Genomic DNA, 13,585 nt, shown 5'->3' on the forward strand with positions numbered 1-13,585 from the left:
AGGAACCGCTGAACAATTCAGTTCTGTTCAGCTGAACCGTTCAGCCTGACCAGATTATCGTCTCAGCAGTCTTTACATGACCGCGTCAAGTGGCCTGTTTTCCTGGCAACCGGGTTTTCCGGCTGCCAAGCCAAATTCAAGACGCACTAGCCCCGTTAGCATGCCCCTGACATCTTCCCGCTAGCACCAGGTTGCCGAGGGCGAACAGGGTGAACAACTGCGCCTGGTTCTTGGCCAGCCCCCTGTAGCGAACCTTCCGGTAGCCGAAGAGGTTCTTGATGACATGAAACGGGTGCTCCACCTTGGCTCGGATGCTGGCCTTGGCCTTCTCAATTGCCAGCAACAGCGTCTTCACGGAGCTATCCTCCATCTTCTTGAGGGTGCCGCGCTTGGCAGCGATACAGCATCGAGAGTCCGGGGCATCCTTCTCTTCGTCCAGATACTTCCACAAGCCGGTGTAACCCGCGTCGCCGTATACCCGCTTGTCATCCTCCCGGACCAGAGCACCGGCCATGGTGACATCGGCAACGTTGGCCGAGGTGGCGGCAACACTGTGGGTCAGTCCGGTGACTGCATCGACGCCGATATGGGCCTTCATGCCAAAGAAATACTGGTTGCCCTTCCTGGTCTGCTTCATCTCGGGGTCACGCTGCCTGGCCTTGTTCTTGGTGGAATGCGCGGCTGCCACAATGGTGGCGTCGACGATGGTGCCCTCGCGCATGAACAGGCCTTGCTCAGCCAGGCTGGCGTTGATTTCCTCGAAAATCCGCTGGGTTAGAGCATGCTTCTCCAGCAGGTGGCGGAAGCGCAGCAAAGTGGTTGCGTCCGGCACGCTCTCGACGGCCAGATCGATACCAATGAAGTCACGCATGGCCTGGCTGTCGTAGATGGCATCTTCGAGGGCCTCATCGGCAAGTGCGTACCACTGCTGCAGGAAGTAGATCCGCAGCATACGCTCCAGGCCGATGGGTGGCCTGCCGCGCTTGCCCGCTGCGTTGGGGAAGTAGGATGACGACAGCGCCTCGATCAGCTGTTGCCAAGGCACCAGGGCATCCATCTGGGCCAGGAACCGCTCGCGGCGGGTAACCTTCTTCTTGTTCTGATGCTCTGCCTGGGCGAACGAGATCTGCTTCATCGGGTGGCTCTGTCAGACGGTGGCGGTGTGGCCAGATTTTACCCCGTCGGTGTTGATCAGGCAGCTGCAGTGGGATTTATGCAGCGTTTCCTATAAAACCAGTCATCCTCACCCAACTATACCTGACACTCCGTACTTTTCTTTCAGATCAGAAACCCATTTTATCTTAAATTCCTTACACCTCTTAAAAAAAGGTGGATATCTTTGCGCCATCCTTCCTGAAACCCTTTTCACAGGTGTAAGAAACGAATGGTTTACTTCGTTAATAAAAAAGAAACACACTATTGAAAAAATTATTTTTTGCGAGGAAAAGTTTTTAAAAACCGAAGCAAAAGTGTGCATTGCGTATATAAAGAACTCCCTTCCCAGCAAACACAAAAAAACAGAAATAAAAAATATCTCCATCAACTCAGTGGGCTATATTAATCACCAAGAAATAAGCCCAAAAGTAATAACTGACGCCATGTGGAATTCGGCCACTTCTATGGTAAGAAATACCATACTAGGAGATATAGCCATTATTACACGCGGCAGGCTAAGCGCAAAAAAACTACATGAAGTTGGAAACCCTTTTTATCACTCTACTGGCTTAGTTGGCAGCATAAGTCAATATAGCAAAGTTCAATCTTCAAAAAATAAGATCCTTATTTGCCGCGTAGGTAAACGAAGCGCAGGAAAAATTGTAGAGACATCGCCTTACGAAATACCTACAAGCGATTGCATTTTCTCCCTTGATTTTAATGACAAAAGAAGCATGGATATTTTTATAAGGGCATGGAGTTCAAAAAAAGCAGATCAGTGGAAGAGCATATTTACAAAAGGAGTCTGTTCGCGATATTTAACTCTAGAAGATATAAAGAACTTCCCTATAGCCTAAATTGGTTGCGCAATAGCGTTAGCCACACCCGGCCGAGCTCGACCCGCGCAAGTACCTCAAGGAATCGGTCAGCGCGATGCGCGAGCTGTGTATCGCCCGCTACGAAGCCTTCGGCACCGCCGGCAATGCCAGCCGGATCAAGCCGCTCAGCCTGGATGCCATGTTCGAGCGCTACGCGCGCGGCGAACTGGACCCGCAGGTGAACTGAGCGTTCCCCAGGCTCGATTCCCAAGCCCCTTCATTTGAAGGGGCTTTTTTACCTGACAGGCTGTCGATCACTGCATCGCAGCCAGCAGGTTGTCGAAGGCATCGGCGAAGTAGCGCTCGTAGGTATCCTTCTCCACATAGCCCAGATGCGGAGTCGCGACGAGATTGGGCAGCGCCAGCATGGGATGCTCGAGCAGTGGCTCCCGCTCGAAGACATCGACCCCGGCGCGCCCCGGCCGCCCCTGGCGTAGCGCCGCTTCAAGCACGCCGGGGCCGATCAGTTCGGCACGGCTGGTGTTGATCAGCATGCCATCGGGCGACATCGCAGCCAGATCCTCGGCGCCGACGATGCCGCGCGTGTCATCGTTGAGGCGCAGGTGCAGGCATAGCACGTCGGCGCGTTCGAACAGGTCACGCTGACTGTCGGCCACATCGAGCCCCGCATCGCGTGCCCGCTCCTGCGAGCCCTCGCGGCCCCATACCAGCACCGACATACCGAACGCCTGCCCATAGCGAGCCACCAGGCTACCGATTCGCCCCAGCCCGAAGATGCCCAGGGTGCGGCCATGCAGGGCAGCCCCCAGCGTGCGCTGCCAGCGCCCGGCCTTGAGGTTTTCGACCTCCTGGGGCAGGTGGCGTGCCGTCGCCAATACCAGCGCCCAGGTCAATTCCGCAGCGGCGTGCGGCAGCCCGGTCCCGGTGACGACCTGCACGCCATGACGCTCGCAGGCCTGCCTGTCGATGTGGGCAGCGCCGCCGCCGGTCTGGCTGATTACTTTCAGGTCGGGCAGACGCGACAGCAACGCTTCGTCGATGCGCGTGCGCTCGCGAATCAGTACCAGCCCCTCGACGCCGACCAGCCGCTCGGCCAACGCTTGCGGGTCACGGCAGGTATCGTTGAAGACCAGCACCTCATGCCCGGCGAGACGAGCGAAGGCATCCAATGTACGTACCGCATCCTGATAATCATCGAGAATGGCAATTTTCATGGCGAACCTCATAAAGTCGGGGTAACGGGGCGGGGAAAACGCCAACTGCCTACGACACAGTACGAGCCGGATGGTTTGCCTGCTACACTTCGGCCCTTGCCGTTTCGCGGAGCCACCTTTCGATGCGTAGGACATAGCATGGTTTCATCTTCCCAGTCTCTTCATCCTTCGCTAACGCTGCGTCACGGTGCCTGTCTGGCCGCCATGCTCGCCGTTCTGGGCTACCTGCTGTTGGGTCCGGCAGAGCCTATGCTATGGCGGGCCAGCGTTATCATTGCGCTTTCCATTGCACTGTGGGCCACGGGCTGGCTACCCCAGTGGCTGACGGCATTCGTGTTCTTCACGCTGTGTACGGTCGCCGGCGTCGCTCCGGCCGGTACGGTGTTCGAAGGCTTCGCCTCGGCGGCGACCTGGCTGGTGTTCTCGGGGCTGGTTATCGGTGGGGCCATCCATCACACCGGACTGGGCAACCACCTGGCCAACCGGGTAGGGCCCCGACTCTCGTCGTCGTATACCACGGCGATCGTCGGCGTGGTAACGCTGGGGGTGCTGATGGCGTTCGTCATGCCGTCGGGCATGGGGCGCATCGTGCTGATGGTACCGATCCTGATCACGCTGGCCGATCATCTCGGCTACGCACCCGGCCGCCAAGGACGCACCGGCATCATCCTGGGCGGGATCATGGGTACCTTTCTGCCCACCTATGCCATTCTGCCTGCCAACGTGCCCAATACCGTGCTGATGGGAGCGGCCGAAGCCGTTCTCGGCGAGCCGCCGACCTACAGCGGCTACCTGCTGCTGCACTTCCCCGTGCTCGGCCTGCTGAAGGCGATACTACTGACGGGGCTGTTACTGAAACTCTATCCCGATAGCGATCCGACTCCCCTTTCCCGGCCCACGCCCGATAGCGACTCGCTGGGATGGCATGAACGTGCCTTGGCGCTGCTGTTGGGCATCGCCGTCGTACTGTGGTTCACGGATAGCTGGCACGGCATTTCCCCGGCCTGGATCGGCATGCTCGCCGCCCTGGCCTGCCTGTTTCCCGGTACCGGGCTGATGCCCGACAAACCGATGCAGTCGTTGAACTTCGAGCCTTTCGTGTATGTCGCCGGTATCGTCAGCCTGGGCGCACTGGCCCATGACAGCGGCCTTGGCGATCGGATCGCCGAAGGCGTGCTGACGCTGTTGCCGTTGTCGACGGCAACCGACTGGCAGGTATTCGGCATGCTCTCGGGCTTGGCCACAGCCTTGGGCACATTGATCACGCTTCCCGGTGTGCCGGCCGTCCTGACCCCGTTGGCCCCGGAACTGGCCAAGATCACAGGCTGGTCGGCAGACGCCATCTACATGACCCAAGCCGTGGGCTTCTCGACCGTGCTGCTGCCTTATCAGGCGCCCCCGCTAATCGTCGGGATTCTCATGGCCAAGCTGTCACTGCGCGAGGTAACACGGGTCTGCCTGATCATGGCAGCAGCAAGCATAGTCCTGCTCTGGCCGCTCGATTATCTGTGGTGGCAAGTGCTGGGCTGGGTATGATTCAAGGCTCCAGCTTTTCCAGCATTCTACGTGCCCGACTCGTGCCCTGGACCCGGCGCACGGCTTCCTGGCCGGCACGCCGACCGACAACACGTGCCACACCCGCCAGCAGGCCGGTCGCTGCGCCCCACACCAGGGCATCGCGCCATTGCACGTCGGGGTCGTCGGGATCCATGGGCGGCTTGCCCATCTGGCGTTCATAGGCCTTGACGGCACACTTGCGCGCCGTCACCCCGGCAGCGATTGCCACACCCGTGCTCAGTAATGACCAGAGTCTGTCTTCTCGCATGATTAGCTCCTGATTTAGTGAAAGGTATGCCAAGTCAGCGTAGACGTGTGTCGAGCATCATGCCGAAACCTAGGTTATTGCAGCGCAGCAAAAATTAGCCTAACAATGGGGCTAGTCTTGGCGTTTTACTATGATGTTCCCTTGTATCAGGAGCCAAACCATGAGCAAGTCCTCACATACTCACGCACTTACCGCGTTTTCACCGGCCGCTTTCTTCGATATCTGGAAAGTCGGAGTCATGTCGTTCGAACTGTGGACGACCTCGCTCGCCACCATCGCCATGCGCAATCAGCTCTGGTATACCCAGGCGCCGCACAGCGCAAAAATGATCAAGGAAAACCAGCGTATGGTGACCGAAAAACTCGAGGCGGGCATGGAAGTCGGCATGGCCCTGCAGAAGGCCATGTTCAACATGGCTGCCGGCAGCTACGCCCCTTGGTGGGTCACCGGCCGTAGTGCCTTGCTCCCCCTGCACCGCCGGACCACCGCCAATTCCCGTCGACTTTCCCGGCGTCGCTGAAGGGGCTAATCGCGTTCTTCTTGACCTGACGCTTGGTAGGACCTGCCACGCCTTCCTACAGTGAATACAGGTAATGCATCGCCATCACCATGGAAAGGAGAACGGCATGAGCCACGCTGCACATCGCAACCTTTTTGTCACGTCACTGGCCGCGGGCCTGCTGGCGCTTTCCGCCCTAGGTCAGGCCCAGGAGGATCCCGACGAGACCATGGTCCGGGCCGTGGAACAGAAAGCGTACGGCGCGTACCTGACCGACCATGAAGGCATGAGCCTGTACATGTTCGATCAGGACGCCCAAGGTGGTCAGAGTACCTGCCACGACGCCTGTGCCAATGCCTGGCCACCCTATACCACGAACCGCCCCCCCGAGGCCGGTGAAGGCATCGATGCCGACAAGCTCGGCATCATCCGGCGTGAAGGCGATATCCAGCAGGTCACGTATGCCGGCTGGCCGTTGTATTACTTCAAGGGCGACAAGCAGGCCGGCGATGCGCTTGGCCAGAACATTCGCAACATGGGAGGCCATTGGTATCTGGTCTCGCCCGAGGGCCAACCGATCACCCAAGGGCAGCGTAGCGGCGATTCACCCATGGAGATCGCGCCCGGCCGCGGAGAGGAGCCCGCCAGCCGAGGCCAGGAGGTTCACGACCGCACCGAGGACGTCGAAGGAGCGGATTACGACACCTAAGGTTTGATCGCGTGCCAACGTGTCGGGCATCACCGCCGTCCGACACGTTCCTTTCCCCATCGCTTCCGTTCGTCTGCTACCATTCCCGGCTTCGTTGACTTCCGTGGTGCTGCCATGTCGTTGCTTCGGGGCTTTCTGCTGCTTACCGGTTTCTATCTGCTCGGCGAATCGCTCGCCTTCATTCTCGACTGGCCCGTCAGTGGCGGCGTGGTCGGGATGATCCTGATGACGCTGTTTCTGATGCTGCGTGGCAGCGTCAACAAGGACCTCGGCATGGCTAGCCAATCGCTGATCGCCTTTTTGACCATGCTGATCATGCCCGGTGTGGTGGGTATCTATTTCCTGGGCGAGGAGCTTGCCGGGCAGTGGCTGGCAATTGCCGGCAGCCTGGTCGCCGGCACGTTGCTGAGCGTGCTGACAACGCTATGGCTGATGGCACGCTTCATGCCGACGCCCCAGGAGTCACCCCATGACTGAGCTGATCCAGCGCTGGCAGGCCCTGCCGGCACACCTGCTCGAGACACCGCTGCCGGCGATTGCCATAACCCTGCTGGCATTCATGCTCGGCACGCATGTGTTCCGCCGGCTCAAACAGCCCAGCTGGTGCCCACCGGTGCTGATCGCCAGTGCCATTGTCGCCGTGATCCTGTGGGGATTCGATATCGATTTTGCCCACTACCGGGAAGGGGCAGCCTGGTTGATGCTGCTGCTCGGCCCGGCCACGGTGGCGCTGGGCGTACCGCTTTTCCAACAATTCCACCACATCCGTGCGTTGTGGCGCCCCGTGCTTCTCACCCTGCCGCCGGCCGCGATGCTGGCGGCAACCTATGCCGCCGGGCTGGCCTGGGCCTTGGGCGCCTCGCGCGAGGTCATCGCCTCGTTAGCGCCCAAGTCGGTGACCGCACCCATCGCTCTTGGCATCATCGACCAGACCGGTGGCTCGGCTTCGGTGCTGATGGGAGGCCTGCTGGCCACCGGCGTGGTCACGACACTGGCGGTCAGCCTGTTCGCCCCGCGCCTAGGCGTGCGCGACGAACGCGTTCTCGGCTTCGTGCTGGGCATCAACGGCCACGCCATCGGCACGGTGCGTGCCTTCGAGATCAGTCCCACTGCCGGCGCCTTCGCCTCGCTGGGCATGGGGCTCACCGGTATCTTCACCGCCCTGTTCCTGCCGCTGGCCTGGGCGCTGATCGCCGGTCAGTAACCGGCCGACGGCTCGGTGGACGACGTGTCGCTGCGATAGCGCGCCAGGGTGTCCACCGCCGCCTGGCGCAGCAGGATGATATCCAGCGCCACGGCGATGAAGTGGCAGCCCAGCGCGGCATAGCGGCGGGCGTCTTCCTCGAGTGGCGCCAGGATGCCACAAGCCTTGCCCGCGGCCAGCGTCGCCTGGATGGCGTGTTCGATATGTCGCTGGACGTCGGGGTGGTTCGGCTCACCGGGAAAGCCCAGGGCGGCCGACAGGTCCATCGGCCCCACGAAGACCGCATCCACGCCCTCCACGGCGGCGATCGCCTCGACGTTTTCCACGCCCAGCTGCGTCTCCACCTGCACGATCAGACACAGTTCCTCATGCGCCCGTGCCATGTAGTCGACGACGTCGCCCCAGCGCGAGGCGCGCACAAGGGCGCCCCCCACGCCGCGCATGCCATGGGGGGAATAGCGCATGGCGCGTACCAGAGCGCGAGCCTGCTCGGCAGTTTCGACCATCGGCACCATTAACGTCTGGGCGCCCACGTCGAGCAATTGCTTGATCAATGCCGGATCATCGTTGACCGCACGCACCACGGGTGCGGTGGTATACGGCGCCACCGCTTGAAGTTGTGCCAGGATCGAGGGCACCGTGTTAGGCGCATGCTCGCCGTCGATCACCATCCAGTCATAGCCTGCCGTGGCGCACAGTTCGGCCGCATAGCCGGTGCCGAAACCGGCCCAGATGCCATATTGCGGGCCGCCACGCGCGACTGCCGCCTTGAACAGGTTGGGAGGCAATTCCATGGTCTCGTTCTCGCTGACTGTATGAAAGGATACCAGCTTCAGTGTGTCCGCTATGGCTGTGAATGGCGAGAAAATCCCGCACGACACGACTAACGTCTACCTCAGCTAAATTGCCCACACTCGGCGATATGCCTAGGATGGGAACGGTTCCATAGATCTCTGGACTCCACATGTCGTCGTTACCTGCTGCCTCGCACTCCACCATTCTCGAAGTCGCGCGCGATGCCGGTGTCTCCAAGACCAGTGTGTCCCGCTACCTGGGTGGGGAGCGCCATCGTCTGTCACCGGCCATGCAGGCGCGTATTGCCGCCGCCATCCAACGGCTGGGCTATCGTCCCAACCAGATGGCACGTGGGCTCAAGGGCGGTCGTTCGAAGCTGATCGGCATGCTGGTGGCGGACATTCGCAATCCGTTCTCAGTGACTGTACTGCATAGTGTGGAGCAGGCCTGCCGTGCCCGCGGCTTCTCGCTGCTGGTCTGCAATACCGACAACGATCCGGACCAGGAGCGCAATCACCTGGCCCTGCTGGCGTCGTATCGTGTCGAGGGCGTGGTCATCAACGCCGCCGGACGGCCAAGCGCCGAACTCAAGGCCCTGGCCGAGCAAGGCACGCCGATCGTGCTGCTCGACCGCAGCCTGAGCGACGTCGACGCCGATGTGGTGGGTCTCGACAATGCTGGTGCCATCGACATGGCAATGGATCACCTGCTGGAGCGGGGCTATCGCAACGTGCTTTACGTGAGCGAGCCGCCCGAGGGTGCCAGTTCGCGTCAGCGACGGCTGGAACGCTTCCGTCAGCGCCTGGCCCAGGCGCCGGAACTCACCGGCGAGACGGCCTGCCTTGCCATGCAGCGCGATAGCGACGCACTGCGCCAGGCACTGCACGGGTTTGTGTCCCGAGAAAGCCCGGCGCCGCGAGCCATCCTGTGCGCCAACGGCAACGTCACCCTGCAGGTGGCGCATGCCTTGAATGCCCTGGGGGTGAGCCTGGGCGAGACCGGCCTGCTGGGTATCGACGAACTCGACTGGTGCGCGTTGGCCGGCCCCGGCATAACCACCCTGGCCCAACCGACCGAAGCCATCGGCCAGGCTGCGGTGGAAAGCTTGATGCAACGTCTCGCGCCCCCAGGCCGCCAGGCACCGCCGCGACGCACCGAATATGCCGCACGCCTGATCGCGCGTGGCTCGACGCACCGATAACGCACTCATCAGGAGTCGAAGGTAATCCATGCAAGATGCAATGGTAACGTTCCCATACCGTCCCGGACGCCCTTCCCTCGGGGTCGCTGCTTCGGCCTACGGGCACGATGTGATCCTGCGCCATGGCCAAGCGGGCATTCTGTCATGGCTGGCGGAGGCCGGCGCCGATGCGGTGGAGATCCGCCGTGAGCTGCTGACCGACGGGTTCGACGATTTTGCCGGCCTGGGCCGGGCCTGTGCCGACCATGGCCTCGGCGTGGTCTACTCCGCCGCGGATGCGCTCTGGCAGGACGATACCCCGCATCCGAACATCGCCCTCCGCCTGGCCGAAGCCGGGGCGCTGGGCGCCAGTGCCATCAAGTTCTCGCTGGGTCGTTACGAGCTTGGAGAAACCAGCGCCTGGAGAGCCATGAATCGCGTTCTGGGCGCAGCCGCCGTCTCGCTGGTCATGGTCGAGAACGATCAGACGCCGGAGGGCGGGACACTGACACCCCTGGCTGCCTTTCTTACCGACGCCGAGCGTGCCGATTGCCCGCTGGCAATGACGTTCGATATCGGCAACTGGCGCTGGACCGGGGAGCACGCCATACCAGCCGCCCGACGACTGGGGCGCCATGTACGCTACGTTCATTGCAAGGGAACGCACGCGCAAGGCGACCGGTTCAGTGCCTGCGTGCCGGACGACGCGACATTGGCCGAATGGCAACCGCTCATGGCACAGTTTCCTCCTAGCGTTCCGCGTGCCATCGAGTACCCCCTGCAAGGCCCTGACCTCATCGCGCTGACCCGTCAGCAGCTCGAGCGCCTGGCCACCCTATAGCAGGCACGAATACGTGCCATCTTCAGGAGTTCCCATGACACGACAGACCGCCCCCGAGATACTGACCTTCGGTGAAGCCATGACCCTGTTCGCCGCCGAGACGACCGGCGACCTGGCCGAGGTCGAGCGCTTCCGGCGCGGTATTGCCGGCGCCGATACCAATGTCGCCATCGGCTTCGCCCGCCTGGGCTTCCATGTCGGCTGGCTCAGCCGTGTCGGCGACGACAGCTTCGGCCGTTTCATCCAGCGTACCCTGGAAGCCGAAGGCCTCGATTGCCGACATCTGCAGCACGACCCCGACCATGCGACGGGCCTGGTCTTCAAGACCCGCGCCGAGCGTGGCGAGGACCCCCACGTGGAATACATACGCCGCGGCAGCGCAGCCAGCTTCCTGTCCACGGCGGATGCCGCCTCGGTGGCGTTCCCGGCGGTACGCCACCTGCATGCCACCGGCATTCCTCCTGCCCTGTCGGCCTCGGCGCGCGAACTGTCAGTGCATATGCTCGAGCGCGCCCGCGAGGCCAAGGCCAGCATTTCCTTCGACCCCAACCTGCGACCCAGCTTATGGAAGAGCGAACGGGAAATGTGCGAGACCATCAACGACCTCGCCGCCAAAGCGGACTGGGTACTGCCGGGACTCGCCGAGGGCCGCCGTCTGACCGGGCTGGAGAGCGCACATGACATCGCCGGCTTCTATCTCGACCGGGGCGCCAAGGCAGTGATCATCAAGCTCGGCCCCGAAGGCGGTTTCTATCGCAGTCACGACGAAAGCTTCACCGTCGAGGGCTTCAAGGTCGATGAGGTCATCGATACCGTGGGGGCCGGTGATGGATTCGCCGTGGGCATGGTCAGCGCACTGCTCGACGGCTTGTCGGCGCGCGCCGCGGTACGTCGTGGCAACCTGATCGGCTCGTTGGCGGTGCAGGTACCCGGCGACATGGAAGGCCTGCCCCATCGCGACACGCTGACTGCACTCGAAGCCAAGCTTCCAGCACTGGACTGAACCGACAACAACCTGGACTCCCACAATGAAAAAACGCATCGTCGCCTTTCGCCGCCTCAACGAACAGCAGATCGCCCAGTTGCGTGAGCAGTTCCATGTCGACTACTTTCCCTCGCTCGAGGGCGTCGACGATCCCGGCTTCCGCGAGGCTCTGGCGGAGGCTCACGGCCTGGTCGGGGCCAGCCTGAAGATCACGCCCGAACTCCTCGACGAGGCGCCGCATCTCGAGGCCATCGCCAGTATCTCGGTGGGCTATGACAACTATCCTGTCGACGAACTGACCCGGCGCAGTATCCTGCTCTGCAATACCCCCGACGTGCTCACCGAGACCACTGCCGACACCGGTTTCTCGCTGATCATGGCCACAGCCCGGCGCGTGGTGGAACTGGCAGAATTCGTCAAGCGGGGCGACTGGAAGGAAAGCATCGGCGAAGCCCAGTTCGGCTGCGACGTGCATGGCAAGACGCTGGGCATGGTCGGCATGGGACGTATCGGCGCGGCCGTGGCACGGCGTGGCGCCCTGGGCTTCGGCATGAATGTGCTTTACAGCTATGCCTCGCCCAAGCCCGAGCTTGAAGCATCGCTCGGTGCCCGCCGATGCGAGATGGAGGAATTGCTCGAGCAGGCCGACTTCGTCTGTGTCACCGTGCCGCTGACTGCCGAGACCACCCACCTGTTCGGTGCCGAGCAGTTCGCGCGCATGAAGTCGAGCGCAATCTTCATCAACATTGCTCGTGGCAAGGTGGTCGATGAGCCGGCCCTGATCCAGGCCCTGGACGATGGCCAGATTCGTGGGGCGGGCCTCGACGTCTTCGAGCAGGAGCCGCTGCCTGCCGACTCGCCCCTGCCGCACATGGCCAACGTGGTCGCGCTGCCGCACATCGGCTCGGCAACCCACGAGACGCGCACCGCCATGGCCCAGCGAGCCGTTGACAACATTACTCTGGCCCTCACCGGCGAGCGCCCGATCAGCCTGGTAAACGAACCTGCCTGGGACTCACGTCGGCAAAGCTAAAGCCACTCCCATCCCTGTCAGCTGGCCGGGGCGGTGACGCTCCGGCCATGCCAGCAACTTGTTCCCGCGCGTCCCCGTGCAATACGACCACAGCGCACCAGCCTCTATGCCACTAAAGGCGCATTGGTTAATCCAAGCCTCTCACCTAGATTTAGACCCATCCAAAAAATCTCGGCTCCGGAGCTTAGATGGCCCAGGACAACGACAATTCGCAAGCCGCTTCTCTGCGCGATGGCAGTGTGACCTTGCAGGACATCGCCGCACATGCCGGCGTCTCCCGTTCGACGGTCTCGCTGGTGTTGCGCGAAAGCCCGCTGGTGGCCGAGCGTACGCGTGAAAAGGTGCAGGCATCGATCAAGGCACTGGGCTACGTCTACAATCGCGGAGCCGCCGCCCTGCGCGGCAGCCGCACGCAAACCCTGGGCGTCGTGGTCTACGACATCGCCAATCCGTTTTTCGGCGCCATGGTGGCCGGCATCGATGCCGTACTCAACCGCCAGAACTATGTCTCGTTTCTGACCAATAGCGAAGACTCCCCGGCCCGGCAGCAGCGCTTTCTGGAACGCATGCGCGAACATCGTGTCGACGCCATCCTGTTGTGCCCCGCCGAAGGCACCGAGCCCCAGCTCATCGAGACCCTGCAGGAGTGGCGTCTGCCCTGTGTCCAGGTACTACGACACGTGGGGCAGCCGCCTTTCGATTATGCCGGTACCGACTTCGAGCAGGGCGTCCGCCAGGCGGTGAACCATCTAGTGGCGCTCGGTCATCGCCACATCGCTTTCCTCGGCGGCCAGGCCGAGCACTCCGCCACCCGCGCACGCTGGCAGGGCTATTTTGCCGCCATGGCCGATCACGGCCTGGAGCAGACCCGCTGCCTGCGCACCGCATTGACCCGCCAGGCCGGTTTCGACGCTATCCTGGCCCTGATGGACGAACCGACACCGCCCACGGCGGTGATCTGCCACAACGACCTGATGGCGTTCGGCGCCATGCTCGGCCTCAAACGCCTGGGCTTGAGGCCCGGTATCGATTGCGCAGTGATCGGTACCGACGATGTCGAGGAAACGGCGCTCAGCGATCCGGCCCTGACCAGCGTTGCCACCCATCCCCATGCCATCGGCGAAGAGGCCGCCCGCCTGGCGCTTCGCCGTATCGCCAATCCCGACGGGGCGCGGGAGCAAGTCGTGCTGTCGCCCCGACTCCAGGTACGGGAATCCTGCGGAGCCCATCGGCCTTCTACGCACTCCCGTCACGCCAAGCCACTCGTCACGCAAGACTGATCTGCCAAGCGCAGACAACAACAAGA

At 62.1% G+C, this 13,585-nt stretch carries 15 protein-coding genes and 1 pseudogene; 12 read left to right on the plus strand and 4 right to left on the minus strand.

Annotated elements, in window-relative coordinates; translation table 11 throughout:
* Positions 1–136 precede the first annotated feature (136 nt).
* Positions 137–1,135, minus strand: coding sequence for an IS5 family transposase (locus BM194_RS17385; protein WP_092849456.1), 999 nt, complete (start codon positions 1,133–1,135; stop codon positions 137–139).
* 49 nt (positions 1,136–1,184) lie between these two features.
* On the opposite strand from BM194_RS17385, the gene BM194_RS20510 reads away from it, so the two are divergent.
* Positions 1,185–2,012, plus strand: a complete 828-nt coding sequence (locus tag BM194_RS20510; protein WP_143097620.1) for a hypothetical protein — start codon at positions 1,185–1,187, stop codon at positions 2,010–2,012.
* 25 nt (positions 2,013–2,037) lie between these two features.
* Positions 2,038–2,220 (plus strand): annotated as a pseudogene (locus BM194_RS17390) (fructose-1,6-bisphosphate aldolase); the annotation flags it as partial.
* A gap of 67 nt (positions 2,221–2,287) precedes the next feature.
* Here BM194_RS17390 and BM194_RS17395 read toward each other — a convergent pair.
* Entirely contained in the window at positions 2,288–3,208 is a 921-nt protein-coding gene (locus BM194_RS17395) for a D-2-hydroxyacid dehydrogenase family protein (RefSeq protein WP_092849459.1), read from the minus strand.
* Between the two features lie 138 nt (positions 3,209–3,346).
* Between BM194_RS17395 and BM194_RS17400 the strand changes: the two genes are divergently transcribed.
* Entirely contained in the window at positions 3,347–4,744 is a 1,398-nt protein-coding gene (locus tag BM194_RS17400; protein WP_092849462.1) for an SLC13 family permease, read from the plus strand.
* Position 4,745: 1 nt separating this feature from the next.
* Here BM194_RS17400 and BM194_RS17405 read toward each other — a convergent pair whose 3' ends face one another.
* Positions 4,746–5,033, minus strand: a complete 288-nt coding sequence (locus tag BM194_RS17405; RefSeq protein WP_092849466.1) for a DUF4235 domain-containing protein — start codon at positions 5,031–5,033, stop codon at positions 4,746–4,748.
* A gap of 160 nt (positions 5,034–5,193) precedes the next feature.
* Here BM194_RS17405 and BM194_RS17410 point away from each other — a divergent pair, with 160 nt between their 5' ends.
* From BM194_RS17410 to BM194_RS17425, 4 genes are all read left to right on the plus strand, one after another.
* The gene (locus tag BM194_RS17410) at positions 5,194–5,553 is read left to right on the plus strand and encodes a hypothetical protein (protein ID WP_092849470.1); all 360 of its coding nucleotides are present in this window, start codon (positions 5,194–5,196) and stop codon (positions 5,551–5,553) included.
* Between the two features lie 106 nt (positions 5,554–5,659).
* Entirely contained in the window at positions 5,660–6,241 is a 582-nt protein-coding gene (locus BM194_RS17415) for a COG4315 family predicted lipoprotein (protein ID WP_177223458.1), read from the plus strand.
* Positions 6,242–6,355: 114 nt separating this feature from the next.
* Entirely contained in the window at positions 6,356–6,718 is a 363-nt protein-coding gene (locus BM194_RS17420) for a CidA/LrgA family protein (RefSeq protein ID WP_092849574.1), read from the plus strand.
* Positions 6,711–7,445 (plus strand): LrgB family protein, encoded by a 735-nt coding sequence (locus BM194_RS17425; protein ID WP_092849476.1) that lies wholly within the window; start codon positions 6,711–6,713, stop codon positions 7,443–7,445. Before BM194_RS17420 ends, BM194_RS17425 begins: the two co-directional genes overlap by 8 nt.
* Here BM194_RS17425 and BM194_RS17430 read toward each other — a convergent pair.
* The gene (locus tag BM194_RS17430; protein WP_092849478.1) at positions 7,439–8,239 is read right to left on the minus strand and encodes an HpcH/HpaI aldolase family protein; all 801 of its coding nucleotides are present in this window, start codon (positions 8,237–8,239) and stop codon (positions 7,439–7,441) included. The two genes, BM194_RS17425 and BM194_RS17430, sit on opposite strands and share 7 nt — an antisense overlap.
* Before the next feature lie 170 nt (positions 8,240–8,409).
* On the opposite strand from BM194_RS17430, the gene BM194_RS17435 reads away from it, so the two are divergent.
* The 5 genes from BM194_RS17435 (at position 8,410) to BM194_RS17455 (ending at position 13,559) form a co-directional block, all read left to right on the plus strand.
* On the plus strand, positions 8,410–9,441 hold the full coding sequence (locus BM194_RS17435) for a LacI family DNA-binding transcriptional regulator (RefSeq protein WP_092849480.1): 1,032 nt from the start codon (positions 8,410–8,412) through the stop codon (positions 9,439–9,441).
* 28 nt (positions 9,442–9,469) lie between these two features.
* Complete coding sequence (locus BM194_RS17440; protein ID WP_092849482.1) at positions 9,470–10,261, plus strand: sugar phosphate isomerase/epimerase family protein; 792 nt, start codon at positions 9,470–9,472, stop codon at positions 10,259–10,261.
* A gap of 34 nt (positions 10,262–10,295) precedes the next feature.
* Positions 10,296–11,264: a sugar kinase gene (locus tag BM194_RS17445; protein WP_092849485.1), complete on the plus strand. Its 969-nt coding sequence runs from the start codon at positions 10,296–10,298 to the stop codon at positions 11,262–11,264.
* A 25-nt stretch (positions 11,265–11,289) separates the two neighbouring features.
* Entirely contained in the window at positions 11,290–12,279 is a 990-nt protein-coding gene (locus tag BM194_RS17450; RefSeq protein WP_092849487.1) for a 2-hydroxyacid dehydrogenase, read from the plus strand.
* 188 nt (positions 12,280–12,467) lie between these two features.
* The gene (locus tag BM194_RS17455; protein ID WP_092849489.1) at positions 12,468–13,559 is read left to right on the plus strand and encodes a LacI family DNA-binding transcriptional regulator; all 1,092 of its coding nucleotides are present in this window, start codon (positions 12,468–12,470) and stop codon (positions 13,557–13,559) included.
* The last annotated feature ends 26 nt before the right edge of the window (positions 13,560–13,585 follow it).

It is taken from the genome of Modicisalibacter xianhensis, assembly GCF_900113605.1.
In the GTDB taxonomy this organism is placed as follows: Bacteria; Pseudomonadota; Gammaproteobacteria; order Pseudomonadales; family Halomonadaceae; genus Modicisalibacter; species Modicisalibacter xianhensis.

Excerpts from the sequence above, each read along its gene's own strand:
- BM194_RS17450 (WP_092849487.1), top strand. The coding sequence starts at position 11,290 with ATGAAAAAACGCATCGTCGCCTTTCGCCGCCTCAACGAACAGCAGATC.
- BM194_RS17420 (WP_092849574.1), top strand. The coding sequence starts at position 6,356 with ATGTCGTTGCTTCGGGGCTTTCTGCTGCTTACCGGTTTCTATCTGCTC.
- BM194_RS17415 (WP_177223458.1), top strand. The coding sequence starts at position 5,660 with ATGAGCCACGCTGCACATCGCAACCTTTTTGTCACGTCACTGGCCGCG.
- BM194_RS17425 (WP_092849476.1), top strand. The coding sequence starts at position 6,711 with ATGACTGAGCTGATCCAGCGCTGGCAGGCCCTGCCGGCACACCTGCTC.
- BM194_RS17410 (WP_092849470.1), top strand. The coding sequence starts at position 5,194 with ATGAGCAAGTCCTCACATACTCACGCACTTACCGCGTTTTCACCGGCC.
- BM194_RS17400 (WP_092849462.1), top strand. The coding sequence starts at position 3,347 with ATGGTTTCATCTTCCCAGTCTCTTCATCCTTCGCTAACGCTGCGTCAC.
- BM194_RS17385 (WP_092849456.1), bottom strand. The coding sequence starts at position 1,135 with ATGAAGCAGATCTCGTTCGCCCAGGCAGAGCATCAGAACAAGAAGAAG.
- BM194_RS17455 (WP_092849489.1), top strand. The coding sequence starts at position 12,468 with ATGGCCCAGGACAACGACAATTCGCAAGCCGCTTCTCTGCGCGATGGC.
- BM194_RS17445 (WP_092849485.1), top strand. The coding sequence starts at position 10,296 with ATGACACGACAGACCGCCCCCGAGATACTGACCTTCGGTGAAGCCATG.
- BM194_RS17405 (WP_092849466.1), bottom strand. The coding sequence starts at position 5,033 with ATGCGAGAAGACAGACTCTGGTCATTACTGAGCACGGGTGTGGCAATC.
- BM194_RS17430 (WP_092849478.1), bottom strand. The coding sequence starts at position 8,239 with ATGGAATTGCCTCCCAACCTGTTCAAGGCGGCAGTCGCGCGTGGCGGC.
- BM194_RS17395 (WP_092849459.1), bottom strand. The coding sequence starts at position 3,208 with ATGAAAATTGCCATTCTCGATGATTATCAGGATGCGGTACGTACATTG.
- BM194_RS17435 (WP_092849480.1), top strand. The coding sequence starts at position 8,410 with ATGTCGTCGTTACCTGCTGCCTCGCACTCCACCATTCTCGAAGTCGCG.
- BM194_RS17440 (WP_092849482.1), top strand. The coding sequence starts at position 9,470 with ATGCAAGATGCAATGGTAACGTTCCCATACCGTCCCGGACGCCCTTCC.